Source organism: Bradyrhizobium sp. CCGUVB23 (assembly GCF_024199885.1).
Taxonomy (GTDB): Bacteria; Pseudomonadota; Alphaproteobacteria; order Rhizobiales; family Xanthobacteraceae; genus Bradyrhizobium.
In genome coordinates, this window is sequence record NZ_JANADQ010000001.1 from 5,855,244 (window position 1) to 5,877,664 (window position 22,421).

Sequence of the window (22,421 nt, forward strand, 5' to 3'; positions counted from 1 at the left end):
CGATCACTGCTTGCCGGGCAGCCCGTTAGGAAGAGACCTCATGCCAGATAGTGCCCCGCAACAACTGCTCCATCTCGTCATCGGCGGCGAGCTCGTCGACCTCGAACACAACACGTTCAAGAACCTGGACGACGTCGAGATCGTCGGCCTCTATCCGAACTATGCGACCGCTCACGCCGCCTGGCGGGCCAAGGCGCAGAGCACGGTCGACAATGCGCAGATGCGCTATTTCATCGTCCATCTCCACCGGCTGCTCGACCCGGGTCAAGAACCGAAGCCGGCGCGTTGAAGAGACTGCTTCGCAATACGCTGCGAAGCAGCTTCGTTCAGCGTGCCGCCGGTTTCCTGGCGGCCGAATATCTGCGTCTGGTCTGGCTGACCAACAAGTTCACGTTCGATCCGCCCGACGTCTACGGCCAGGTCGAGCCGCGGATCCCGGCGATCTTCGCCTTCTGGCACGGCCAGCATTTCCTGACGCCGTTCATCAAGAACAAGGAGTCCTACCGGGCCAAGGTCCTGATCTCCCGGCATCGCGACGGCGAGTTCAACGCCATCGCGGTGGAGCGGCTCGGCATCGGCACCATCCGCGGCTCCGGCGACCATGGCGGCGCTTTCCACCGCAAAGGTGGCGTCGGGGCCTTCAGGGAAATGGTGCAGGCGCTCGAGGACAACTATAATGTGGCACTGACCGCCGATGTCCCGAAGCGCGCGCGCGTAGCCGGACTCGGCATCATCATGCTGGCACGGGAATCGGGGCGGCCGATCATGCCTTTCGCGATGGCGACCAGCCGCTTCATCCGGCTCAAGAACTGGGATCGTACCACCATCAATTTGCCATTTGGGCGAGGCGCATTGGTGGGCATCAAGGAAATCAACGTCCCGCCGGACGCCGACGCCGCCACCATGGAGGCGCTGCGGCAGGAGCTGGAGGAGACGTTGAACGAAGCGACCCGCCGCGCCTATGCCCAACTCGGCCGCCCGGAACCGGATCATGGCTAATTCGCTGCCGATGACGCTGCGGATGTACCAGCGGCTGTCGACCGGCCTGGTGCCGCTCGCGCCTGCGCTGATCAAGCGCCGGCTCAAGCAGGGCAAGGAGGACCCGGCCCGCGTCGGCGAGCGGCGCGGCCTCAGCGATGACGTGCGGCCGCACGGCCCGCTGGTTTGGATTCACGGCGCCAGCGTCGGCGAGGTGCTGGCCGCAGCCGCGCTCGTCCAGCGGCTGCGCGACCTCAATTTACGCATCCTGCTGACCTCAGGCACGGTGACCTCGGCCGCGGTGGTGGCAAAGCGCTTTCCGCCCGACGTCATCCATCAATACGTGCCGTATGATTCGCCGCGCTATGTCGCGCGCTTCCTCGACCACTGGCAGCCGTCGCTCGCTTTGTTCATCGAGTCCGATCTGTGGCCGAACCTGATCCTGGCGGGCGCCGCGCGGCGCGTGCCGATGGTCCTGATCAACGGGCGGATGTCGCCGCGCTCCTTCCCGCGCTGGCGGCGGGTGCAGGGCACGATCTCGGCGCTGCTCTCCAGGTTCGACATTTGCCTCGCGCAGTCGAAGACCGACGCCGAGCGCTTTGCCGCGCTCGGCAGCCAGAACGTCGCGACCACGGGCAATCTCAAGCTCGACGTGCCGGCCCCGCCCGCCGATCCCGCAAAACTCGAGCGGCTGATGGCGGTGACGCGGGGACGTCCCATCATCGTCGCGGCCTCGACCCACCCGGGCGAGGACGAGATGCTGATATCGGCGCATCGCACGCTCGCCGGCTTCTTCCCCGCGCTGCTGACAGTGATCGTGCCGCGTCATCCGGATCGCGGCTCGTCGATCGCGGGGTTGATCACGGCCTCGGGCCTGAAGCCGGGCCAGCGTTCGCGCGGGGAGCTGCCGACGGCTGCGACCGACGTCTATGTCGCCGACACCATGGGCGAGCTCGGCCTGTTCTACCGCCTGTCGCCGATCGTGTTCATGGGCGGATCGCTGATCCGGCATGGCGGCCAGAATCCGATCGAGGCGATCAAGCTCGGCGCCGCCATCGTCCACGGCCCGCATGTCTTCAACTTCACCGACGTCTATGAGGCGCTCGATCAAAGCGGTGGTGCGCGCGCAGCCGAGACGCAGGAGGCGCTGGTGAAGCAGCTCGGCCAGCTGCTCGCCGATCCTGCCGTGCGCGACAAGATGCAGCGCGCAGGCCATGGCGTGGTCGAGCGGCTCGGTGGCGCGCTGGATCGCACGCTCGTGGCCCTCGAGCCCTATCTGCTTCAGCTCCGGCTCGAGATGGGAGCCGCCAATGCGTGAGCCGGCCTTCTGGTACCGGCCACGTTCGTTCAAGTCGCATTTCTTACGGCCGCTCGGCGCGCTCTATGGCGCGGTCGCGGAGCGCCGCATGATGGGCAAAGGTTTCGATGCCGGCATTCCCGTGCTCTGCGTCGGCAACTATCATGTCGGCGGCGCCGGCAAGACGCCGACGGTGCTGGCGCTGACCAAATTGCTGCGCGCGCTCGGCGAAACTCCGGTCGTGCTGAGCCGCGGCTATGGCGGGCGCTTGCAGGGCCCCGTGATGGTCGACGCTGCAAGGCACGGCGCAGCCGATGTCGGCGACGAGCCGCTGATGATGGCGCGCGAGGTGCCGGTTGTCGTGGCGCGCGATCGCCTCAGTGGCGTCGCGCTTGCGAAATCGCAAAGCGCGACCGTGATCCTGATGGATGACGGCTTTCAGAATCCGCGCCTGTCGAAGGATGCATCGCTCATCGTGATCGACAGCGAACGCGGCATCGGCAACGGCAAGGTGTTTCCCGCAGGCCCGCTGCGCGCGCCGCTGCAAGTGCAGATGTCGCGCACCGACGCGCTTGTTCTGATCGGCGACGGTGAGGCTGCGGACGGCGTCGCCGCCGAGATCGCCGCGCACGGAAAACCGGTGCTGCGCGCGCGGTTGAAGCCGGAAGCTGCATCGGTGGCGCAGCTGTTCGGCAAACCGGTGCTTGCGTTTGCCGGCATCGGCGATCCCGAGCGCTTCTTTCGCAGCTTGCGCGCCTGCGGCATCGACGTCGCGCGCACGCGTCCCTTCGCCGATCATCACATGTTTTCGAAGGCCGAGATCGACGCGATGGTGGATGAAGCAAGACGCGAGCAGCTCACGCTCGTCACCACCGAGAAGGACCTCGCGCGTTTGCGCGGCATGGCGGGCCTTGCCGCCGACATCGTGCCGTTCGCCGTCACGCTCGAATTCGGCGACGCGCCAGGGCTGCGCCGTTTCGTCAACGACAGCCTGTTCAAGGCAAGAGAGAGCCGGTTCGGCGGACGATGATTTGTAGGGTGGGTTAGCCGAAGGCGTAACCCACCGCTTTTCCTGACGCGCGGAAAGCAAAGAGGTGGGTTACGCTTCGCTAACCCACCCTACGCAGCGCCCATTCAGGCGACGTTCATCGAATGCTTCCTATCGATGCAGGCTCGAACAGGAGTATTCGCGTGAAGCTGTCGTCCATCGCCGTTGCCGCCAGTCTCGTATGTCTGATCGTTGCGTCCGTGTCGGCGCAGACGTCATCGCCGCAGGCGGCTGCGCCGGGCAGCCAGACGAGCACGGTGCCGGTTCCCGCGACCAAGCGTGTCACGTGCCTTGCCACGACGCAGAGCCTGAAGGGCCAGGACAAGCGCGACCAGATGCAGCTTTGCATGGCGCAGGCGCGCCTCGACTGCCTCAAGCAGGCGATCGATCAGAAGGTCGTCGGCGAGCCCAGGAAGGATTTCGTGAAGAGCTGTGTGGGGATGGAAAGTGCGGAGCAGTAGATGCGGTCTGCGGGCGTCACTCCTGCGACTTCAGCGCGCGCGGAAAATGCCGTTGCAGCACGGCGGTCGGTTGGGCGTAGGCCTCTTGCAGGTCGACGCTCCAGTATTTCAGCTCGTCGAGCGGGATCCGCGTGTCGGTCACGGCGCAGCGCACATAGGTCCCCGGCGAGATCACGCGGAAATCGCCGTCCAGATATTGCACCTGCGCTTCGCCATGGCCCGAGGGGCCGAACTTGTTCAGCACGGTCGATCGTCTCCGTGGAAGCCCGCGTGAGGGGCGTGATGTCTGAATTTCGATCTAGCATAGATAGGGTCGCTTGTCCGCTCGTTAAACCCACCGATTTGTGATGTTTTGCGGGCATTTCCGCATGATAACTCTGCGGCGAAGGATCGTTGGTCCCGGTCCGCTCATGACCTGGCAGTCTCCGATGCGCCTTCTGTTCACCGTTCTCTTGGCAATGCTCCTGATGTCGGCCGCGCGCGCCGCGCCCGCGCCCGCGCCGCAGGCGATCGAGATTCCGCTTGGCTCGGGAACACTGCACGCGCAGCTCTACAAGCCTGACGGCGATGGCCCGTTTCCGACCGTGATCGCGCTGCATGGCTGCGGCGGCCTCGGTGGCCATTCCGATCCCGTGCTGCCGCGCTACCGCGACTGGTCCGAGCAACTGCTCAAGGCCGGCAATGCGGTGCTGTGGCCCGACAGCTACGGCTCGCGCGAGCTCGGGCCGCAATGCCGTGTCAAGGAAGTGCGCGTCAAGGCGCGGCGCGAGCGCGTTGCCGATATCGCGGCGGCGCGCGGCTGGCTGATGAAGCAGCCCTGGGTCGCGCGCGACCGCGTCAGCCTGATCGGTTGGGCCAATGGTGCCAGCGCGCTGCTCTGGGCCGTGCGCCCGCAAAACTCCGGCCGTGACGGGGCGCCGGATTTTCGCGCCGCGATCGCGTTCTATCCGGACTGCCGCATCTCGGCGGGGCTCGGCTGGAGCACGCGCGTGCCGACGCTGCTGCTGATCGGCGGCAAGGACGACATCTCCTCGCCGCCGGCCTGCCGCCAGATGGTGGACGGCGCCTATGGTCGCAGCGCGCTGGCGCGCATTGTGGTCTACCCCGGCGCCTATCACGATTTCGACCTCGCCAATCTCCCGCTGCACGCGCCGGCCACGAGCCCCGACGTGGCAACGCCCGATCGCGGCCATGTCGGCACCGACAACGAGGCCCGCGCGGATTCGCAGAAGCAGGTCGCGGAGTGGCTGGCAAGGTGAGGGAGCTGCGTAGGGGCTACACGCTACGCGCTGGTTCCCCAAGCGGGGCCGCCCGAGGAACAACGTCGTAGCGGACAGCTCCGCATCGACCACCGCCCTGCACAGGTCGTCATGGCCGACAGCGTAGAGCTACGGATTGCGCGCGACGTCGGTTTCAGCGCAAATCCTGCGGCAACCTGTCATAGTTCGACCATGATATCCGCTAAACGCCATTCATCATGATGAACCGCTTCTTCCTGTTCTCCTCCGCGCTGGTCGTCTTCACCATCGCGATCCTGCTGTTCGAGGCCCACGCCGGCGCGCCGCTGGTCACACCGGAACATTGCGGCTTCTGGACCACGATCGACGCGGGATTGTCCTGCCGGTAGGGCGCGGCTGCGCGCCCCAATCTGACAAGAGCAGCTTAAGGCGTGTGCTTGAGGCCGGCGCGATCCGCACTCTCTGTCGTCATCGCCCGGCTCGACCGGGCGATCCAGTATTCCAGAGACGGTGACGAATACGGAGAGGCCGCGGCGTACTGGATTCCGCTTTCGCGGGGAATGACAGCTGTGGGCGGGGAGGCACCGTTCACAGCAAAACCGAGCGACGCCGCCGTTCCTAAAACAAACTGCCCTGATCCACCGGCTTTGCCATCCGCTTCGGCGCCGGCTTCGCCTCGCGTGATGCCGCCTTGGGCTGCGCGCGTGCCTCAGGCGCCGGCCGATCCACATCCGCCGTCGCGCCGACCCGTCCATCCGCAAACTCGATCTCGACGCGCGCACCCGGCCCGATCGCAACCGCGGCATGTACGGGATGTCCGGCCTCATCGCGCACCAGCGCAAAGCCGCGTGCGAGCACGCCGCGATAGGACAGCGCGGAGAGCAGTTTTCCGCTGTTCTCGACGCGGGCATCGAGCCGCTGCAGCAGCGTCGTCAGCGCGCGGCTCGCGCGCTCGGAAAGGCGATGGGTGCGCTCGCGCTGGCGGGCGATCGTATTGCGCTGCGCCTGCGCATTGGAGAGCTTTGAGGCGCGTAAGCGAACCTCGAGCCCGGCAAAGCGGTCGCGCCGCCGTCGCAACAAGGATCGCGCGGACAGCCCAAGTCGCTCGCCGCACACCGTGAGGCGATGATCGGCCTGCGCGATCTGGCCGTGCAGCACCCGCAGCGTCAGCCGCGCGCTGGTCGCGGCGAAACGGCGGAAATGCGCATGGGTGTTGGCGTTGAGCCCGCGGGGCAGGGCGGCGCCCGCCGAATCCAGCCGCTGCCGCGGGATCGCCAGGAGATCGCTTGCCGCAGGCAATGCGCGCGCAGCGGCGCGCAGCTCGTTGCGGCGGCTCTCCTGGCCGCGCTGCCAGCAGGCGCGGGTACGCCGCGCGAGATCGGCGACCTCGACGAACAGATCGCTGCGCACCGGCACCGCCATCTCGGCGGCCGCCGTCGGCGTCGGCGCGCGCTTGTCGGCAGCGAAATCGATCAGCGTGATGTCGGTCTCGTGGCCGACTGCCGAGATCAGCGGGATCATGCTCTCGGCCGCTGCCCGCACCACGATCTCCTCGTTGAACGACCAGAGATCCTCCAGCGAACCGCCGCCGCGCGCCACGATCAAGACGTCGGGCCGCGGAATCTTGCCGCCCTCCGGCAGCGCATTGAAGCCGCGGATCGCGGCCGCGATCTGCTCGGCCGAGCCTTCGCCCTGCACCTTGACCGGCCACACCAGCACGCGGCGGGGAAAGCGGTCCTCGAGCCGATGCAGGATGTCGCGGATGACGGCGCCGGTTGGCGATGTCACGACGCCGATCACCTCCGGCAGCCAGGGCAGGATTTGCTTGCGCGCCTCGTCGAACAGGCCTTCGGCGGCAAGCTTCTTCTTGCGCTCCTCCATCAGCGCCATCAGCGCGCCGATGCCGGCCGGCTCCAGCGCCTCGATCACGATCTGGTATTTCGAGGAGCCGGGGTAGGTGGTGAGCTTGCCGGTCGCGATGACCTCGAGGCCCTCCTGCGGCTTGAAGCGCATCCGCCCGTGCACGCCCTTCCAGATCACCGCCTCGATCTTGGCGCTCTCGTCCTTGAGCGCGAAATAGCAATGCCCGGAGGAATGGGCGCCGCGAAAGCCGGAGATCTCGCCGCGGACCCGGACGTGGCCATAGGTATCCTCGACCGTCCGCTTCAGGGACAATGAGAGCTCGGAAACGGTGAATTCGGGTGTGTTGAGCAGGGGTTCCGCTGATGGCATCGGCAAACGATTCGGCATTTGGGGATCGAAACTCAAACTAGGGATTTTCGCATCCAAGCGCCAATCGGGTAATTGACTCAAAAGAGCACTCTGTAGTATAGAGTTCTCTATTGATGATGAGTCTAACGGAGCTTGAGCCATGGCGATCCGGTTGCTGCGAGGTGCTTTGAGCCTGCTGAAATGGGGCCTGTGTGCGGTTGGCGCCGTTGCGCTGCTGCTGACCGCGCTGATCGCGACTCCGCTGGAGCGGCCTGCCGAGATGCGCTCCGTCTCGGATTCCGCCAAGGGCATCGACTGGTCCACGCTTCCGTCGCTCGAGCGCTTCCAGGCCCGCGACGGCACCTGGCTCGGCTACCGGCATTACGCCCCGAAAGGGCGGGCGAGCGGTGGCGGCGTGGTTTTCATCCACGGCTCCTCCGGCTCAAGCGGCACCGTCAATCACGCGCTGACGGCGGCGTTCGCCGCGCGCGGGGTGGAGACCTGGGCGCTCGACATGCGCGGTCACGGCGCCTCCGGCACGCGCGGCGATATCGGCTATGTTGGCCAGCTCGAGGACGATCTCGTCGATTTCGTCGCACTCGTCCGCAAGACCGCGCCGGACCTGCCGCTCACTTTGATCGGTCATTCCGCCGGCGGCGGCTTCTCGCTGCGTGTTGCCGCGACGCCGATCATGCAGGACATGTTCGTGCGCACCGTGCTGCTCGCGCCCTATCTTGGCTATGACGCACCCACCAACAAGCCGAATTCCGGCGGCTGGGCCAATGCCGACCGGCCGCGCTTCTTCGGCCTCGCGGCATTGCGCAAGCTCGGCATCGATTGCTGCTCGCAGCTTCCGGTCCTCGCCTTCGCCGTGCCACCGAATTACGAGAAGATCCTCGTCTCCACCTATTCCGACCGCTTGATGCGCAACTTCGCCACCCGCGGCTATCGCGTCGATCTGCCCAATGTCACGCGCCCGATGACGATCTTCGGCGCCGCCGACGACGAGATAATGATTTCCGACAAATATGCGGAGGCCGTCCAGGCGGTGAAGCCGTCGGTCGACGTCAAGATGATCGAAGGCATCAACCACATGGGCATCGTCACCAATCCGAAGGCCGTCTCGGCGATCGCCGAAGACGTCGCAACGCGGGGAGCAGGGCAGTCATGATCGACAGCAAGCAGGCCTCCGAAGCGCTGGCCGAGATCGATGACATCGTCCAGCGCGTGCGGCAATCGCGCATCTACGATCTCGCCAGCCTGATGATGATCCTCTGGGGTGGTCTTGTATTCGCGGCGAACGTCGCAACCTATCTCTGGCCGCGCCAGGGCTATTACATCTGGTTTGCGGTCTATGTTTTCGGCATCGCTGGATCGTTTGTCGTCAGCGCGTCCAATAGAGCCAGGACAGGCGTCCGCACCTTCGATATCAGGGCGTTTATTGCTTTCCTACTGCTCGTTGCCTTCGGCTATTTTTGCGCGCTGGTGCTCGGGCACTTCACGCCGCGCCAACAGGGCGCATTCTGGACCATCTATTTCATGCTGTTCTACGCGCTGGCGGGCCTCTGGTTCGGCAACGCCTTCGTAGCGATCGGACTCGGCATCACCGCGCTGACGCTGATCGGCTATTTCTACATCGGCGAGGCCTTTCCGCTGTGGATGGCCTTCGTCAATGGCGGCGGGCTGATCCTCGGCGGCCTCTGGATGCGGCGGAGCTAGCGCCATGGCCGAGCTCGACGAGATCATCCACCAGCCGCTGCGCCTGAAGATCATGGCGGCGCTGAACGCGCTGCCGGCGGCGACGGGCCTTGAATTCTCCCGGCTCAAGAAGCTGACCGGCGCCACCGACGGCAATTTGGGCGCGCATATCGAAACGCTGGCCAAAGCTGGCTACGTCTCGGTGGAGAAAGCCTTCGTCGGCAAGAAGCCGCAGACCACCGTCACCGCGACCGCCTCGGGCCGCGGCGCATTCGCGCGGCATGTGGCGACGTTGCAGGAGATCATTGCGGGGAAGCAGGGTTAGCCATCCCGCCGTCATTCCGGGGCGCGCCCACTTGGGCGCGAGCCCGGAATGACTGCCGGCCCCCTTGAGGCCAGCGCGGATTCGTGCGACCGACGCGTCCAGCACACCCCCGTTTCGAGACTCGCATGCACATTCTCCTGCTCGGTTCCGGCGGCCGCGAACATGCCCTCGCATGGAAGATCGCGGCGTCTCCTCTGGTGACCAAATTCTGGTGCGCACCGGGCAACGCCGGGATCGCCCGCGAAGCTGAATGCATCGCGCTCGACGTCGCCGACCACGTCGCCGTGATCGACTTCTGCAAGACGAATGCGGTCGAGCTTGTCGTGGTCGGCCCGGAAACGCCGCTTGCGGCCGGCATCGTCGATGCTCTTGCAGCTGCCGGCATCAAGGCGTTCGGGCCGAGCAAGACGGCTGCCCAGCTGGAAAGCTCCAAGGGCTTTACCAAGGCGCTGTGCACCGAATTCGGCATTCCAACCGGCGCCTACAAGCGCTTCACCAAGCCTGAGGATGCGCTCGCCTATATCCATAGCCAGGGCGCGCCGATCGTGGTCAAGGCCGATGGCCTTGCCGCCGGCAAGGGCGTCGTGGTCGCCAAGACCATTCGCGAGGCCGAAGACGCCATCGCCATGATGTTCGACGGCGCCTTTGGCGAGGCCGGCGCCGAGGTCGTGATCGAGGAATTCCTGCCAGGCCGCGAGATCAGCTTCTTTGCGCTGTGCGACGGCGAGACGGCCATTCCGCTGGCCTCCGCCCAGGACCACAAGCGCGTGTTCGACCATGACGTCGGCCCGAACACCGGCGGCATGGGCGCCTATTCGCCGACGCCGCTGGTTACGCCGGCGATCCATGATGCGATCATGGCAAGGATCGTCCTGCCGACGGTCGCCGGCATGAAGCAGCGCGGCACGCCGTTCCGCGGCGTGCTCTATGCCGGGATCATGCTGACGACGCAGGGCCCAAAGCTGTTCGAGTTCAATGTCCGTTTCGGCGATCCCGAGTGCCAGGTGCTGATGCTGCGCATGATGTCGGACATCGTGCCGGCGCTCCTCGCCTCCTGCGACGGAGAGTTGAAGCATTTTGATCTGCGCTGGTATCCGGAATCCGCGCTCACGGTCGTGATGGCGGCGAAGGGTTACCCCGGCGACTACCAGAAGGGCACCCGCATCGACGGGCTCGACGAGGCCGCTGAGATCGACACCGTCGAGATCTTCCACGCCGGCACGGTGGCGAAGGACGGCGCGATCCTCGCCAATGGCGGCCGCGTGCTCAACGTCTGTGCACTCGGCAAGACCGTGACCGAGGCGCAGGCGCGCGCCTACCAGGCCGTCGACCGTATCAGCTGGCCGGACGGCTTTTGCCGCCGTGACATCGGCTGGCAGGCGGTGGAAGCGGAGAAGGCCAAGATCTGACTGTCGTTTTTCCGGCACGCGCGCATCGGACGCGCGCGTGCCGGCAACCGCCGTGCTACTTTGCATGGGGTTGTTTTCGTCATTTTGGTTAGGGGGCGCCGTGGCCGCTCGTTAAAGCGGGCCGGAAAAGACATTTGAGGGAAGGAAACTCATGTCCGATCTCGCCGACCTCTATCCCGGCTTTGCCTCCGAATGGATCAACACCTCTTCGGGCCGCATCTTTGCCCGCGTCGGCGGCAAGGGGCCGCCGCTCCTGCTGCTGCACGGCTTCTCCGAGACGCATGTGATGTGGCACCGCGTCGCGCCACAGCTTGCCGACCGCTTCACGCTGATCATCGCCGACCTGCCGGGCTATGGTTGGTCGGACATGCCGGGCAGCGATGCGGAGCATACGCCCTACAGCAAGCGCGCGATGGCGAACGCCATGGTCGAGGCGATGGAGCAACTCGGCCACGTGCACTTCGCGCTCGCCGGCCACGACCGCGGCGCGCGCGTGTCCTATCGCCTGGCGCTCGATCATCCCGGCCGGCTGTCGCGTCTTGCCGTGCTCGATATCCTGCCGACCTATGATTACTGGGAGCGCATGAACCGGCAGTATGCGCTGAAGATCTATCATTGGACCTTCCTGGCGCAGCCCGCGCCATTGCCGGAGACGCTGATCGCGAGCAACGGCGAGTTTTTCCTGCGCTTCAAGATGGCCAGCCAGACCAAGTCGAAGACGCTGGCTGCGATCGACAAGCGCGCGCTCGCGCACTACATCGTCCCGTTCCGCGACCCCGCCCGCGTGCATGCGATGTGCGAGGACTATCGTGCCGGTGCCTATTTCGACTACGAGCTCGACAAGGCGGATTTCGAGGCCGGCAAGAAGATCACGATCCCGATGCTCGCGCTCTGGGGCAACGCCGGCATCGCGCAGGCCGCCGCCACGCCGCTCGACACCTGGAAGCAATGGGCAACCAACGTCGAGGGCATGCCGGTGGACTCGGGGCACTTCCTGACTGAGGAAAACCCCGATGTCACCGCAAAGGCGCTGCGCGAGTTTTTCTCGGCTTGAGCCACACTGTCATCGCCCGGCTTGACCGGGCGATCCAGTACTCCGAGACGGTTGTGCTAGAATCGATAGGCCGCAGCGTACTGGAGCCCCGGTCGAGCCGGGGCATGACAGCGGTATGTGTGGCGCCTACCGCCGCTCGCGAAAGAACTCGCGCAAGAGCCGCGCCGCCTCGCTCTCGCCGACGGCCGAATAGACCTCTGGCGTATGGTGGCAGGTCGGGGAGGCGAAGAACCGCACCCCGGACTCGACCGCGCCGCCCTTGGGGTCGGCCGCGCCGTAATAGAGCCGCCTGACCCTTGCAAAGGAGATCGCGCCCGCACACATGGTGCAGGGCTCGAGCGTCACGTAGAGGTCGCAATCGACCAGCCGCTCGCTGCCGATCTTCCTGGCGGCTTCGCGCAGCGCGATGATCTCGGCATGGGCCGTGGGGTCGTGGTCGGTCAGCGTCCGGTTGGCGGCAGTCGCGATGACCTCGTAATTGCGCACCACGACGCATCCGATCGGAACTTCGCCCGATTTTCCGGCATTTTCGGCCGTTTTGAGCGCCAAATCCATGAAAGAAGGGGCTTTCATGCCTCGTATCATTGCCAGAAACCTGCTACTAGCTCCGCCTTCAGCAAGAGTGGATACCGATTTTGCCTGAGCATGCGGCTCGGAACGAGCGCGCACAATGCTTTCTGGCCACCCCCTAAGTGAGATTATTCATGCCCCGCGACAGCGACAAAGACAACGATTCCCGCGGCCGGCGTGATCGAGGCCCGTCCAAGGGCCGCACCGGCAAGCCGCGCGGCCCCGAGAAGAAGTTCGCCAAGCGCGGCTTTGCCGGCAAGGGCGATCGTGACGAGCGCCCCTCCCGCGGCGACCGCGACAGCCGGCCGTTCCGCCGCCGCGAGGATGGCGATGCACCGCGGCGCGACTATGGTGACCGGCCGCGCTTCAAGCGCGACGACCGCGGCCGCGAGGATCGCGGCGAGCGCAGCTTCAAGCCGCGTGGCGACCGTCCGTTCAAGCCGCGCGGAGATCGTCCGCAGTTCGACCGTGACGAGCGCGCGCCGCGCGGCGAGCGGTCCGAGCGGCGGTTCGAGGACCGGAAGTTTTCGCGCGGTGGCTCCGACCGGCCGCGCAAGGACTTTGGCCGCGACCGCGATTTCGAAGGCAAACGCAACTTCGAAGGCGGGGATCGCAAGCGCAGCTTTGGCGATCGCCCGCGCGACCGCGACGATCGTCCGCGCAAGTCTTTTGGCAAGAGTTTTGGCAAGGATTTTGGTGGCCGCGATCGCGGTGAGGAAAAGCCGTGGCGTCAGCGCGACGACCGGCGCGAGGGTGGCCGTGGCGAAGACCGTCCGCGCTTCTCGCGGCGGCGCGAGGAGGGCGGTGAGGATCGTCCGCGTTTCCAGCGCTCACGCGAGGAACGCTTTGGCGAAGACCGTCCCAAGTTTGGCCGGCCGCGCGACAAGCGGCCGGAGGGCCGCATGGACTGGCAGGAGCATCCGCGCAGCGAAGGCCGCTTCCGCGACCGGCCGCGCCGCGACAATGAGGACGACAGCCAGATCTTCACCAAGCGTCCGGCCTTCGGCGGCCGCGGCGCCTATCGCGAGCGCGATCGCGATCGCGATTTCGACCGGCGGCCGCGTCGTGAGGACGAGCCGAAGCCGAAGAAGGCCGGCGAGCGCATCGCCAAGGTGCTGGCGCGCGCTGGCCTGGCCTCGCGGCGCGATGCCGAGGAGATGGTCACGCAGGGCCGCGTCACCGTCAACGGCCGCGTCATCAACTCGCCGGCGCTCGACGTGACGCAGAATGACGTCGTCGCCGTCGACGGCAAGCCGTTGCCGCCGCGCGAGCGCACGCGGCTGTTCCTCTATCACAAGCCGCGCGGGCTGATGACGACGCATGACGACCCCGAGGGTCGTCCGACCGTGTTCGACAACCTGCCGGAAGGCCTGCCGCGGCTGATCAGCGTCGGCCGGCTCGACTTCAACACTGAAGGTCTCTTGCTGCTTACCAACGATGGTGGCCTCGCGCGCACCCTCGAATTGCCGGACACCGGCTGGCTGCGCCGCTACCGCGTCCGCGCCCATGGCGAGATCACGCAAGCGCAGCTCGATCAATTGAAGAACGGCATCGAGGTCGAGGGCGTCAAATACGGCCCGATCGACGCCACGCTCGAGCGCGACCAGGGCGCCAATGTCTGGCTGGTGTTCGCGATCCGCGAAGGCAAGAACCGCGAGGTGCGCAACGTCTGCGCCCATCTCGGGCTCGAGGTGAACCGGCTGATCCGCGTGTCCTACGGTCCGTTCCAGCTCGGCGAGGTTCCTGAAGGCCAGGTCGACGAGATCAAGTCACGCGTGCTGCGCGAACAGCTCGGTGACAAGGTGATCGAGAAGTCGGGCGCGCAGTTCGACGTGCCCTCGAAATCCGCCTCCCGCGACGACGATGCTCCGCGCGAGAAGCCGATGAAGCGCGCCGTGATCAACGACCGCAAGGGCCGCCGCGTGCTGGTGCAGCGCACCGGCAGCGAGGAGGCGCGCGAGCGCAACGAGATGGAAGCGAGCGGCTACGGCCCGCCGCGCCGTCCCAAGCGAGGCTATCACGGCAAGCGCGATCTCAGTCCGAAAGACGAGTAAATGCGCGTCGTCGGCGGACGATTGAAGGGGCGCAATCTCGCCGCGCCGTCCTCGCGCGACATCCGTCCCACGGCGGATCGTTTGCGCGAGTCCGTGTTCAACATCCTCGTGCACGCCTATGACGATCCGATCGAGGACGCGCGCGTGCTCGATCTCTTCGCCGGCACGGGCGCGCTCGGCATCGAGGCGGCCTCGCGCGGCGCGAAATTCACGCTGTTCGTCGACAACGGCGCCGAGGCGCGTGCGCTACTCCGCAACAATGTCGAGGCGCTGGGCCTGGGCGGTGTGACGAAGGTCTATCGTCGCGATGCGACGGACCTTGGGCCTGCGCATCCCGTCGAGCCGTTTTCGCTGGTGTTCCTCGATCCACCCTACGGCAAGGGTTTTGCCGAGCGGGCGCTCGCGAGCTTGCGCGACGGGGGCTGGCTCACGCCGGGGGCGCTGCTGGTGGTCGAAGAAGCGAAGGCCGCGCAGTTCACCGCGCCCGAAGGCTTCGAGGAACTGGAGCGGCGCGCCTATGACGACACGGAGTTCGTGTTTTTGAAGGCTCCGTAGGGTGGGTTAGTAACCCACCCTACAGCAGCGTCGGTTCACCTCCGCCCGAACAGCTTCTCGACATCCGCGAGCTTCAGCTCCACATATGTCGGCCGGCCGTGATTGCACTGGCCGGAGTTCGGCGTCTCCTCCATCTCGCGGAGCAGCGCGTTCATCTCCTCCGGCTTGAGCCGACGGCCTGCGCGCACCGAGCCGTGGCAGGCCATGGTGGCGGCGACGTGCATCAGGCGGCGCTCCAGCGGCAGCGCCTCGTCCCACTCGGCCATGTGCTCGGCGAGATCGCGCAACAATCCACCTGCGTCAGCCTTGCCGAGCAGCGACGGCGTCTCGCGCACTGCAACGGCACCCGGACCGAAGGATTCGATCGCGAGCCCGAACGAAGCCAGCTCGTCGCTTCGCGCTAGCAGCCGTTCCACCGTCGCCTCGTCCATCTCGACGATCTCGGGGATCAGGAGGATTTGCCGCTGCACGCCGTTCTTCGCCAGCGACGCCTTCAGCCGTTCATAGACGATACGCTCATGGGCGGCATGTTGATCGATGATGATGAGGCCGTCGCGGGTCTGCGACACGATGTAGGTCTCGTGGATCTGCGTGCGCGCCGCGCCGAGCGGACGGTCGACCAGATCGCCGACGGGCTGCGTCTCGATTCTCACATCCGCGGTCGGCGCGCCGACGTCGAAGGCGGCCTGCACGCGCTCCGCGAAAGCCGGCGCAGCGGTGCCCTCGAAGGACGGCAGCGGCGCCGTCGGGGCGGATGGCGACTGCCGCCAGTCCCAATTGCCCGGGCGCGGCGCGAACGCGGGGCGGAATGACGACAGCGCGCTGCCGCCGCTATTGGCGGCGGTGCGTCGTCCCTCGCGCGCAAGACCTTCCTTCAATCCGTGTACGATCAGCGCGCGCACGAGCCCGGCATTGCGGAACCGTACCTCGGTCTTGGCCGGGTGCACGTTGGCGTCGACCTCGCGCGGGTCGAGCGTGACGAACAGCGCCAGCACCGGATGGCGGTCGCGCGGCAGATAGTCGGAGTAGGCCGCGCGCACCGCCCCCAGGATCAGCTTGTCGCGCACGGGGCGTCCGTTGACGAAGAGATATTGCCCGAGCGCATTCGCCTTTGTCAGAGCGGGGGCAGCCGCGTAACCCGCGACGACGACGCCGTCGCGCTCGGCATGAACCTCGATCGCATGGCTGCGAAACTCCGCGCCCAAGATATCGCCGAGCCGCGTCAGCCGGCCGGCGGCGCCGGGCAGGGCAGCGGCCCAGGTCACCGGCGCGCGCTCCTCGCCGGCGAGCGTGAAGGCAATGTCGGGGCGCGCCATCGCCAACCGCCTGACCACTTCGCGAATGGCTTCCGCCTCGGTGCGGTCGGTCTTCAGGAATTTCAGCCGCGCCGGCGTCGCATAGAAGAGGTCGTTGACCTCGACGCGCGTGCCATGCGCCAGCGCTGCCGGCATGATCTCGGACTTCTCGCCGCCTTCGACCGACAGCGCCCAGGCATGCGGTTCGCTGGCGTGGCGCGTGGTGATCGAGAGCCGTGCAACCGAGCCGATCGAGGGCAGCGCCTCGCCGCGGAACCCGAGCGTGCGGATTTGCAGGAGATCCTCGTCATCGAGCTTGGACGTGGCGTGGCGTTCGACCGCGAGCGACAGGTCCCTCGCCGTCATGCCGCTGCCGTCGTCGGTGATGCCGATCCGCCGCCGGCCGCCGCCATCGGTGAAGACGTCGATGCGGCTCGCGCGGGCATCGATGGCGTTCTCGACCAGTTCCTTGACCACGCTCGCAGGCCGTTCCACCACCTCGCCCGCGGCGATGCGATTAACGATCTGTTCGGGAAGTTGGCGGACGGGCATGGGTTCACTCGGCGAAGAGACCCAGTCTAACGTCGCCCGGACGCAAATGCATGTGGAAGCTTGAGCTTCCCACATACCAAATATAGGACATTTCCAGCTTTGAGCTGCCAACACGAATGCGGCGCGCATTCGTGCGCTGCCGCATATGAGGAGCGCAATTCCGCGAAACGGCCGCGAAATCCCTCAACGATCACCACACCAGACGGTTTGCATCACGGGCGCGCCGTTCGCACTCTTACGCGATGAAATGGTCCAGTTCAGGCGAACGGTGCGTAGAATCACCGAACCGTTCATCGCGACAAAAATCCAGGAGAAGTGGATGAAGTTGGTGAAGACCTCCGTGATCGCATGCGCCCTCTCGGCTCTGATTGCGACACCCGTTCTCGCTCAAGGTGCGTCGACTGACGCCAAGACGCGCGGCACCGTGCAAAGCAAGCCCATGCAGGGCGGCGTGTCAGGCAGCGAAGATGAGGATTTGGGCGCGCAGCAGGGCGCTGCCGGCGACAAGGTAGGCATGAAGTCGACCAAGGGCACGAAGGGCACGGTCGGCGCCACCGGCAGCGCTGCGCATAAGGGGACGGTCGACAATTCCACGTCAGGCGGTGCTGCCGCCGGCAAGCGCTACTAGAGCATGATCCGGACCCGGAGGGCCGCGTTAGCGCAATGTGTGGAGCGGTTTTCCCTCGCGACAAACGCGGAACGCGTTTGCGCGGAGATCATGCTCAAACAACAACCTAAAGCGCGATGACGATTCATCCTAATCTCATCGCGCTTTAGCACCGAGATTCGAGACGGCAAATCTCCGGTCGCCAGCGGCCGGAGATTCTTTTCAACTGTTCAATCGTCGAAGCCGCCGCCGCGCCTGGCCTTGATGTCGCCGCGGCGCTTCTTGCTGTCGAGCCGGCGCTGCTTGGAGGCGAAGGTCGGCCGCGTCGCGCGGCGCGGCGTCGGCCGCACCATGGCCTCGCGCAGGATCTCGAGCAGGCGGTCGATTGCGTCCTGGCGGTTGCGCTCCTGGGTGCGAAAACGCTGCGCCTGGATCACGATGACGCCGTCCTTGGTCATGCGTTGACCGGCAAGGCGCGCAAGGCGCAAGGCAGCGTCCTCCGGCAGGGTCAGCTTGCGCGTGTCGAAGCGCAGCTGCGCCGAGGTCGCGACCTTGTTGACATTCTGTCCGCCCGGGCCGGAGGCGCGGACGAAGCCGATCTCGATGTCGTCTTCGTCGATGACGAGATCGCGGGAAATCCGCAGCATGATGGCACCTTCGTGATGCCTCGACCTATCCCGGGCACCCTCATTTGGCAATGCTGCATCATGGAAAATGCGAATGGCCGGGGCAAGCCCGGCCATTCATTGCGGAGATCGCAACTTCAGTTCGACTTCGGCGCGGGCGCTGCGGCGGGCTGCGCGGCCGCTTGGGGCGCGCGGCCGACGATGACGGTCAGGAGGCCCTGGCCCCATAGCCGCTTCGCGGCCTGCTTGGCGTCGTCCAGCGTCACGGCATCGACGATGGCATTGCGCTTCTCGATATAGTCGATCGGAAGCTTGTCCTGCTGATACTGCAGCAGCGCCTGCGCGAGCTTGGAAGAGGTATCGAGCGCCAGCATCTGCGAGCCCTTGAGATAAGACTTCGCCTCGTCGAGCTCCTTCTGCGTCGGTCCCTCCTCGGCGATGCGGCGCACCTCCCTCTCGACTGCGTCGATGGTGTCGCCGGCGCGGTCCGCCCGCGTGCCGGTGCTGCCGATGAACACGGCCGAATGCTCCATCCACAGCAGCGCTTCAAACACCGAATAGGCGAGCCCTCGCTTCTCGCGCACCTCGCGATAGAGCCGGGACGACAGTCCGCCGCCGCCCAGGATGTGGTTGACGACGTAGGCGGCCATGAAGTTCGGATCGCTGCGCTTCACGCCGGGGCCGCCAAAGGTGATCACGGTCTGCGGCACGTCGAGTGGCACGAAGGCGCGCTGCGGCGGTGCGGCTGGCTGGACGTCGGGGACCTGTGTGAGGTTCGCCTTGGCCGGCAGGCTGCCAAACGTCCAGTCGAGCAGCTTGCCGAGGGTTGCCGGGTCGACGTCGCCGACGACCGCGACCTTCAGCGTGTCCCTGGCCAGCACGCGGCCGACATAATCCTTCATGTCGGCGACCGTGATGGTCGGCACGCTTTCCAGCGTCCCGCTGGTCGGCCGGCCGTAGGGATGATCGCCGAAGGCGATCTCGGAAAGTTTACGGCTGGCGAGCGCGGTCGGATTGGTGGTGTCGCGGCGCAGGCCCGAGATGACCTGGGAACGGATACGCTCGACGTCGGCGGTGTCGAAATGCGGCGAGGTCAGCGCCATCCGCAACAGGTCGAAAGCCTCGTCCTTGTTGTCGCGGAGCATGCGCAGGCTGCCGCGGAAGGTGTCGCGGTTGGCGTTGAAGGAGAGCTCGATGGCGCGGCGGTCGAGCCGCTCGTGGAAGGTCTTGGAATCGAGATCGCCGGAGCCTTCGTCGAGGAGGTCGCCGACGAGATTGGCGACACCAGGCTTGTCCTTGGGGTCCTGCGACGCGCCGCCGGCAAACGAATACTCCATCGCGATCAGTGGCACGGTCGCGTCCTGCACGAACCAGGCTTCGATGCCGCCGGGCGAGGTCAGGTGCTGGATCTTGGCCGCGGCCTGTGACGGAGAGATGGACACCAGAGAGAGCGTCACCGAGGTGACGACGCAGAGCGCGATGCCCCGCACGCGGAGGAAGGAATAGGTCACGAACGCTTCTCCTCGCGCTTGGCGGTGGTGGTGTCCTTGATCAGGTAGCCGGTGACTGAGCGCTTCTTCTCGAGCCACTTTTGCGCGGCGGCGCGCACCTGTTCGGCGGTGACGGCGCGGATGCGATCGGGCCAGCTGCGGATGTCCTCGATGGACAGGCCCGTGGTCAGCGCGCCGCCATACCAGCTCGCCAGCACGGCCTGATTGTCCTGGGCATAGATCGCCTGCGCGATGAGCTGGGTCTTGACCCGCTCGAGATCCTCGGCGCGGATCGGATTTTGCACGATGTCGGCGATCACGCCGTCGATCACCTGCTCGACCTCCGCGAAGCTGACGCCCTGCTTGGGCGAGGCCGCGATCGAGAACTGGCTTGGGTCGAGCGAGGTGCTCGAATAGCTGGCGCTGGCGGAGACCGCGAGCGGCTTGTCGACGACGAGCGCGCGGTAGAGATAGGAGTTGCTGCCGCTGCCCATCAGTTGCGCGAGCACGTCGAGCGCAGCGCTCTCGCCGGCCGCCGCCGTGGTTGCCGACGGCGCGAGGTAATAGCGGCGCAGGCCGGGCTGCTCGACGCGCGGATCGGACAGCGTGACGGTGCGCGGAGCAGCCGGCTCCGGCTCCTGCGGACGGATGCGTTGCGCGGGGATCGCGGGCTGTGCCGGGATCGGGCCGAAATTGCGCTCGACCAGCGGGCGCACGTCGGCGACCTCGACGTCGCCGGCGATCACCAGGATCGCGTTGTTCGGCGCATAGAAGCGCCGGTAGAACGCCAGCGCATCCTCGCGATTGAGCTTCTCGATCTCCTGGTGCCAGCCGATTATCGGCCGGCCGTAGGGATGGTTGAGATAGAGCGCGGCCATGACCTGCTCGTTCAGCCGTGCCTCGGGACTGTTGGCAACGCGCATGTTGTATTCCTCGAGCACGACGTCGCGCTCGGGCAGCACGTTCTCGTCCTTGAGCACGAGTCCCGTCATGCGATCGGCTTCGAACTCCATCATGGTCGGCAGCTGCTCGCGCGGCACGCGCTGATAGTAGTTGGTGTAATCGACCGAGGTGGAGGCGTTCTCGTTGCCGCCGACGCGCAGCACGGTCTGTGAGAATTCGCCGACCGGATGTTTCTCCGTGCCCTTGAACATCAGGTGCTCGAGGAAATGGGCGAGCCCCGATTTGCCGGGCGTCTCGTCGGCCGAGCCGACCTTGTACCAGATCATCTCCGTGACCACGGGCGTGCGGTGGTCGGGAATCACCACGACCTGGAGTCCGTTACCGAGCGTGAAGCTGCTGGGTGGTGCGGATGTTACCGTTGTCTGGGCAGATGCGCCGCCGGTTGAAAGAGCACACGTGGAGAGCAACGCGGCGAGGAGGCAGGCAGCCGATCGGTATGAGGACATCACAATCCTTGTGAAAGCCCGGACCCAAATGCCCGGGTGCAAAAGCACGGCATGCTACACCGTGCGACCTAGCGCTTTGCGTCACGAAGCAGAGAACGCCGTCATCGTGAAGTTAAAGATAAGTCATGTGCTGCATCCGGCCTACACCGGACGATTGCGGCAGTTCCTCAATGAGCACGAAAGGCCGGCAGGAGCGCTATTGCTCTTTTTCCTTGCCGCTCTGCACGTCGTAATACGTCTTCTTGGTTTTGTCCGGCCCCCCGGAACCATAGGCGTAATTCGGCGAGGGCGTCTGGTAACCGGGCGGCGGCTCGGTCAGGGATCCCCGCGGCGGCTCAGACTTGAATTCCGCGGCTTCGTTGCTGTCGCCCTTGAAGAGTTTGAACAGGCCGCCGGTGTAGCCGAGCTGGGCCGGACTCAGGGTCGGATTGTTCTGAGTAGGCTGGCCCGGCTCGTTGCTGGTGGTGCGAGTAGGGCCGTTCGTCTTGGCCGCGTTCATCTCGGCTGGCGTCAGCGGCCGGGCGGCTTCCCATGGCTGCTGGAATTTGGTGCCGGATTTCTTTCTTGCGGCAGCAAGCTCCTTGCGGCGCCTTTCGTCGGGGTCCTTGGGCCAGTTTGGCGCGGCCGCCTCGGCAGACGACGCAGGCGGAGGCAGGTCGAGCTTCGGAGGCACTACCAGCGGCGAACGTTCGCGGTATTCGATGCCGGGCTTCTCCAAGCTGCGGCCGCCCTGGGCGCCGAGGCCGGACATCAGATTGTCGATGAGTTTTTCCTCGAAGGTCCGGTCGTCTTCTTCGTCGTCATCGCCGGCGCGGGCCGCGCCGGCCGCCATCACGAGACCGATGCCGAGTGCGACGGAAGTAAGCTTCAGCGAGCGCAACAGCCCGTGCATCGAGCTTCGCATCATCCAACCTTTCGGCTCGCTTTCGCGCATCGCTGTACCTGTTCTGTTTCGTAATCGATCGCCGCGCCCTGCGCGGGCCTGCCCTCGCAAGCAAGGTTCCACCGTCCGGGCCCGTATCGGCCGGGATCAGGGCGCTTTTGCGGCGGGTACCCCCAGGAAGGAATCATACAATAGGGCCGCAACCCCAGCAACGATGGCCACGTCGGCGAGGTTAAACACGTACCAATTGTAGGTATTTCCGGCGATTTCGACGTGAAACAGCGCGAAATCGAACACGGCGCCATAGGCCAGACGGTCGATGGCATTGCCGATGGCGCCGCCGATGATCAGCCCCAGCGCCACCGTTGCCAGCCGGGTCTGCGCGCGGGTCATCCAGACTGCCAGCAGGACCACCGCGACGGCCTTGACCGCCATCAGCGCGATCTGCCCGGCCGCGCCTTCGGTCTGCAGCCAGCCATAGCTGATGCCCTTGTTCCAGGCCGGCGTGAGGTCGAAGAAAGACGTCAACCTCAGCCCGCCGCGACGGTTGAGGTCGAACACGTTGAGCAGCCAGAGCTTCGAGGCCTGGTCCAGCACGAGCGAAATCACGGCAGACAGAACGCCGGCGCGGAGAGGGGTCATGGTGCTGCGGCCCCAAACT

At 66.0% G+C, this 22,421-nt stretch carries 24 protein-coding genes; 15 read left to right on the forward strand and 9 right to left on the reverse strand.

What is annotated here, in order from left to right:
* The first annotated feature begins 40 nt into the window (after positions 1–40).
* The 5 genes from NLN62_RS26910 (at position 41) to NLN62_RS26930 (ending at position 3,784) form a co-directional block, all read left to right on the forward strand.
* A complete protein-coding gene (locus NLN62_RS26910; RefSeq protein WP_027525044.1) occupies positions 41–289 on the forward strand; it encodes a DUF4170 domain-containing protein in 249 nt (82 codons plus the stop codon).
* The gene (locus NLN62_RS26915) at positions 286–999 is read left to right on the forward strand and encodes a lysophospholipid acyltransferase family protein (RefSeq protein WP_254110873.1); all 714 of its coding nucleotides are present in this window, start codon (positions 286–288) and stop codon (positions 997–999) included. Before NLN62_RS26910 ends, NLN62_RS26915 begins: the two co-directional genes overlap by 4 nt.
* On the forward strand, positions 962–2,296 hold the full coding sequence (locus tag NLN62_RS26920) for a 3-deoxy-D-manno-octulosonic acid transferase (RefSeq protein WP_254110875.1): 1,335 nt from the start codon (positions 962–964) through the stop codon (positions 2,294–2,296). Before NLN62_RS26915 ends, NLN62_RS26920 begins: the two co-directional genes overlap by 38 nt.
* On the forward strand, positions 2,289–3,305 hold the full coding sequence (gene lpxK / locus NLN62_RS26925) for a tetraacyldisaccharide 4'-kinase (RefSeq protein ID WP_027525047.1): 1,017 nt from the start codon (positions 2,289–2,291) through the stop codon (positions 3,303–3,305). The genes NLN62_RS26920 and lpxK overlap by 8 nt, the downstream gene beginning before the upstream one ends.
* A 161-nt stretch (positions 3,306–3,466) precedes the next feature.
* Entirely contained in the window at positions 3,467–3,784 is a 318-nt protein-coding gene (locus NLN62_RS26930; protein WP_254110877.1) for a hypothetical protein, read from the forward strand.
* Positions 3,785–3,800: 16 nt separating this feature from the next.
* Here NLN62_RS26930 and NLN62_RS26935 read toward each other — a convergent pair whose 3' ends face one another.
* A complete protein-coding gene (locus tag NLN62_RS26935; RefSeq protein WP_027525049.1) occupies positions 3,801–4,028 on the reverse strand; it encodes a DUF2093 domain-containing protein in 228 nt (75 codons plus the stop codon).
* A 184-nt stretch (positions 4,029–4,212) separates the two neighbouring features.
* Here NLN62_RS26935 and NLN62_RS26940 point away from each other — a divergent pair, with 184 nt between their 5' ends.
* Positions 4,213–5,043 carry a dienelactone hydrolase family protein gene (locus NLN62_RS26940; RefSeq protein ID WP_254110879.1) on the forward strand — a complete coding sequence of 277 codons (831 nt, stop codon included), beginning with the start codon at positions 4,213–4,215 and terminating at the stop codon, positions 5,041–5,043.
* Between the two features lie 218 nt (positions 5,044–5,261).
* Positions 5,262–5,411, forward strand: coding sequence for a hypothetical protein (locus NLN62_RS26945; protein WP_156944520.1), 150 nt, complete (start codon positions 5,262–5,264; stop codon positions 5,409–5,411).
* 229 nt (positions 5,412–5,640) lie between these two features.
* Here the strand turns inward: NLN62_RS26945 and xseA are convergent, their stop codons facing one another.
* A complete protein-coding gene (gene xseA, locus NLN62_RS26950) occupies positions 5,641–7,254 on the reverse strand; it encodes an exodeoxyribonuclease VII large subunit (protein ID WP_254113719.1) in 1,614 nt (537 codons plus the stop codon).
* A 139-nt stretch (positions 7,255–7,393) separates the two neighbouring features.
* Here xseA and NLN62_RS26955 point away from each other — a divergent pair, with 139 nt between their 5' ends.
* The 5 genes from NLN62_RS26955 (at position 7,394) to NLN62_RS26975 (ending at position 11,719) form a co-directional block, all read left to right on the forward strand.
* Positions 7,394–8,404: an alpha/beta hydrolase gene (locus NLN62_RS26955; protein ID WP_254110881.1), complete on the forward strand. Its 1,011-nt coding sequence runs from the start codon at positions 7,394–7,396 to the stop codon at positions 8,402–8,404.
* Positions 8,401–8,952, forward strand: a complete 552-nt coding sequence (locus NLN62_RS26960) for a hypothetical protein (RefSeq protein ID WP_254110884.1) — start codon at positions 8,401–8,403, stop codon at positions 8,950–8,952. Before NLN62_RS26955 ends, NLN62_RS26960 begins: the two co-directional genes overlap by 4 nt.
* 4 nt (positions 8,953–8,956) lie before the next feature.
* Positions 8,957–9,256 carry a transcriptional regulator gene (locus tag NLN62_RS26965; protein ID WP_027523040.1) on the forward strand — a complete coding sequence of 100 codons (300 nt, stop codon included), beginning with the start codon at positions 8,957–8,959 and terminating at the stop codon, positions 9,254–9,256.
* A gap of 125 nt (positions 9,257–9,381) precedes the next feature.
* Positions 9,382–10,665, forward strand: a complete 1,284-nt coding sequence (purD, locus tag NLN62_RS26970; protein WP_254110886.1) for a phosphoribosylamine--glycine ligase — start codon at positions 9,382–9,384, stop codon at positions 10,663–10,665.
* 151 nt (positions 10,666–10,816) lie between these two features.
* The gene (locus NLN62_RS26975) at positions 10,817–11,719 is read left to right on the forward strand and encodes an alpha/beta fold hydrolase (RefSeq protein WP_254110887.1); all 903 of its coding nucleotides are present in this window, start codon (positions 10,817–10,819) and stop codon (positions 11,717–11,719) included.
* A gap of 126 nt (positions 11,720–11,845) precedes the next feature.
* On the opposite strand, the gene NLN62_RS26980 is transcribed toward NLN62_RS26975, so the two are convergent.
* Positions 11,846–12,304, reverse strand: coding sequence for a nucleoside deaminase (locus NLN62_RS26980; protein WP_035662390.1), 459 nt, complete (start codon positions 12,302–12,304; stop codon positions 11,846–11,848).
* Between the two features lie 119 nt (positions 12,305–12,423).
* Between NLN62_RS26980 and NLN62_RS26985 the strand changes: the two genes are divergently transcribed.
* A complete protein-coding gene (locus tag NLN62_RS26985) occupies positions 12,424–14,343 on the forward strand; it encodes a pseudouridine synthase (RefSeq protein WP_027523044.1) in 1,920 nt (639 codons plus the stop codon).
* On the forward strand, positions 14,344–14,898 hold the full coding sequence (rsmD, locus tag NLN62_RS26990; RefSeq protein WP_027523045.1) for a 16S rRNA (guanine(966)-N(2))-methyltransferase RsmD: 555 nt from the start codon (positions 14,344–14,346) through the stop codon (positions 14,896–14,898).
* Positions 14,899–14,933: 35 nt separating this feature from the next.
* Here the strand turns inward: rsmD and mutL are convergent, their stop codons facing one another.
* Positions 14,934–16,745 carry a DNA mismatch repair endonuclease MutL gene (gene mutL, locus NLN62_RS26995; RefSeq protein WP_027523046.1) on the reverse strand — a complete coding sequence of 604 codons (1,812 nt, stop codon included), beginning with the start codon at positions 16,743–16,745 and terminating at the stop codon, positions 14,934–14,936.
* Between the two features lie 319 nt (positions 16,746–17,064).
* Between mutL and NLN62_RS27000 the strand changes: the two genes are divergently transcribed.
* Positions 17,065–17,373, forward strand: a complete 309-nt coding sequence (locus NLN62_RS27000) for a hypothetical protein (protein WP_027523047.1) — start codon at positions 17,065–17,067, stop codon at positions 17,371–17,373.
* Between the two features lie 209 nt (positions 17,374–17,582).
* Here NLN62_RS27000 and arfB read toward each other — a convergent pair whose 3' ends face one another.
* The 5 genes from arfB to lspA form a co-directional block, all read right to left on the reverse strand.
* On the reverse strand, positions 17,583–17,999 hold the full coding sequence (arfB, locus tag NLN62_RS27005; protein ID WP_027523048.1) for an alternative ribosome rescue aminoacyl-tRNA hydrolase ArfB: 417 nt from the start codon (positions 17,997–17,999) through the stop codon (positions 17,583–17,585).
* 116 nt (positions 18,000–18,115) lie between these two features.
* The gene (locus NLN62_RS27010) at positions 18,116–19,489 is read right to left on the reverse strand and encodes a M16 family metallopeptidase (protein WP_371933027.1); all 1,374 of its coding nucleotides are present in this window, start codon (positions 19,487–19,489) and stop codon (positions 18,116–18,118) included.
* The gene (locus tag NLN62_RS27015) at positions 19,486–20,877 is read right to left on the reverse strand and encodes a pitrilysin family protein (protein ID WP_254110888.1); all 1,392 of its coding nucleotides are present in this window, start codon (positions 20,875–20,877) and stop codon (positions 19,486–19,488) included. The genes NLN62_RS27010 and NLN62_RS27015 overlap by 4 nt, the downstream gene beginning before the upstream one ends.
* Before the next feature lie 196 nt (positions 20,878–21,073).
* The gene (locus NLN62_RS27020; RefSeq protein WP_027523051.1) at positions 21,074–21,811 is read right to left on the reverse strand and encodes a hypothetical protein; all 738 of its coding nucleotides are present in this window, start codon (positions 21,809–21,811) and stop codon (positions 21,074–21,076) included.
* 96 nt (positions 21,812–21,907) lie between these two features.
* Complete coding sequence (gene lspA, locus NLN62_RS27025; protein ID WP_254110890.1) at positions 21,908–22,402, reverse strand: signal peptidase II; 495 nt, start codon at positions 22,400–22,402, stop codon at positions 21,908–21,910.
* Positions 22,403–22,421: the final 19 nt, after the last annotated feature.

Bases quoted from the DNA above. Each gene is read 5' to 3' on its own strand.
- NLN62_RS26980 (WP_035662390.1), bottom strand. From the start codon at position 12,304: ATGATACGAGGCATGAAAGCCCCTTCTTTCATGGATTTGGCGCTCAAA.
- NLN62_RS26910 (WP_027525044.1), top strand. From the start codon at position 41: ATGCCAGATAGTGCCCCGCAACAACTGCTCCATCTCGTCATCGGCGGC.
- NLN62_RS27000 (WP_027523047.1), top strand. From the start codon at position 17,065: ATGAAGTTGGTGAAGACCTCCGTGATCGCATGCGCCCTCTCGGCTCTG.
- mutL (WP_027523046.1), bottom strand. From the start codon at position 16,745: ATGCCCGTCCGCCAACTTCCCGAACAGATCGTTAATCGCATCGCCGCG.
- lspA (WP_254110890.1), bottom strand. From the start codon at position 22,402: ATGACCCCTCTCCGCGCCGGCGTTCTGTCTGCCGTGATTTCGCTCGTG.
- NLN62_RS27015 (WP_254110888.1), bottom strand. From the start codon at position 20,877: ATGTCCTCATACCGATCGGCTGCCTGCCTCCTCGCCGCGTTGCTCTCC.
- NLN62_RS26955 (WP_254110881.1), top strand. From the start codon at position 7,394: ATGGCGATCCGGTTGCTGCGAGGTGCTTTGAGCCTGCTGAAATGGGGC.
- NLN62_RS26985 (WP_027523044.1), top strand. From the start codon at position 12,424: ATGCCCCGCGACAGCGACAAAGACAACGATTCCCGCGGCCGGCGTGAT.
- xseA (WP_254113719.1), bottom strand. From the start codon at position 7,254: ATGCCATCAGCGGAACCCCTGCTCAACACACCCGAATTCACCGTTTCC.
- rsmD (WP_027523045.1), top strand. From the start codon at position 14,344: ATGCGCGTCGTCGGCGGACGATTGAAGGGGCGCAATCTCGCCGCGCCG.
- purD (WP_254110886.1), top strand. From the start codon at position 9,382: ATGCACATTCTCCTGCTCGGTTCCGGCGGCCGCGAACATGCCCTCGCA.
- NLN62_RS27020 (WP_027523051.1), bottom strand. From the start codon at position 21,811: ATGCGCGAAAGCGAGCCGAAAGGTTGGATGATGCGAAGCTCGATGCAC.
- NLN62_RS26965 (WP_027523040.1), top strand. From the start codon at position 8,957: ATGGCCGAGCTCGACGAGATCATCCACCAGCCGCTGCGCCTGAAGATC.
- NLN62_RS26975 (WP_254110887.1), top strand. From the start codon at position 10,817: ATGTCCGATCTCGCCGACCTCTATCCCGGCTTTGCCTCCGAATGGATC.
- NLN62_RS26960 (WP_254110884.1), top strand. From the start codon at position 8,401: ATGATCGACAGCAAGCAGGCCTCCGAAGCGCTGGCCGAGATCGATGAC.
- NLN62_RS26920 (WP_254110875.1), top strand. From the start codon at position 962: ATGCCCAACTCGGCCGCCCGGAACCGGATCATGGCTAATTCGCTGCCG.
- arfB (WP_027523048.1), bottom strand. From the start codon at position 17,999: ATGCTGCGGATTTCCCGCGATCTCGTCATCGACGAAGACGACATCGAG.
- NLN62_RS26945 (WP_156944520.1), top strand. From the start codon at position 5,262: ATGATGAACCGCTTCTTCCTGTTCTCCTCCGCGCTGGTCGTCTTCACC.
- lpxK (WP_027525047.1), top strand. From the start codon at position 2,289: ATGCGTGAGCCGGCCTTCTGGTACCGGCCACGTTCGTTCAAGTCGCAT.
- NLN62_RS26940 (WP_254110879.1), top strand. From the start codon at position 4,213: ATGCGCCTTCTGTTCACCGTTCTCTTGGCAATGCTCCTGATGTCGGCC.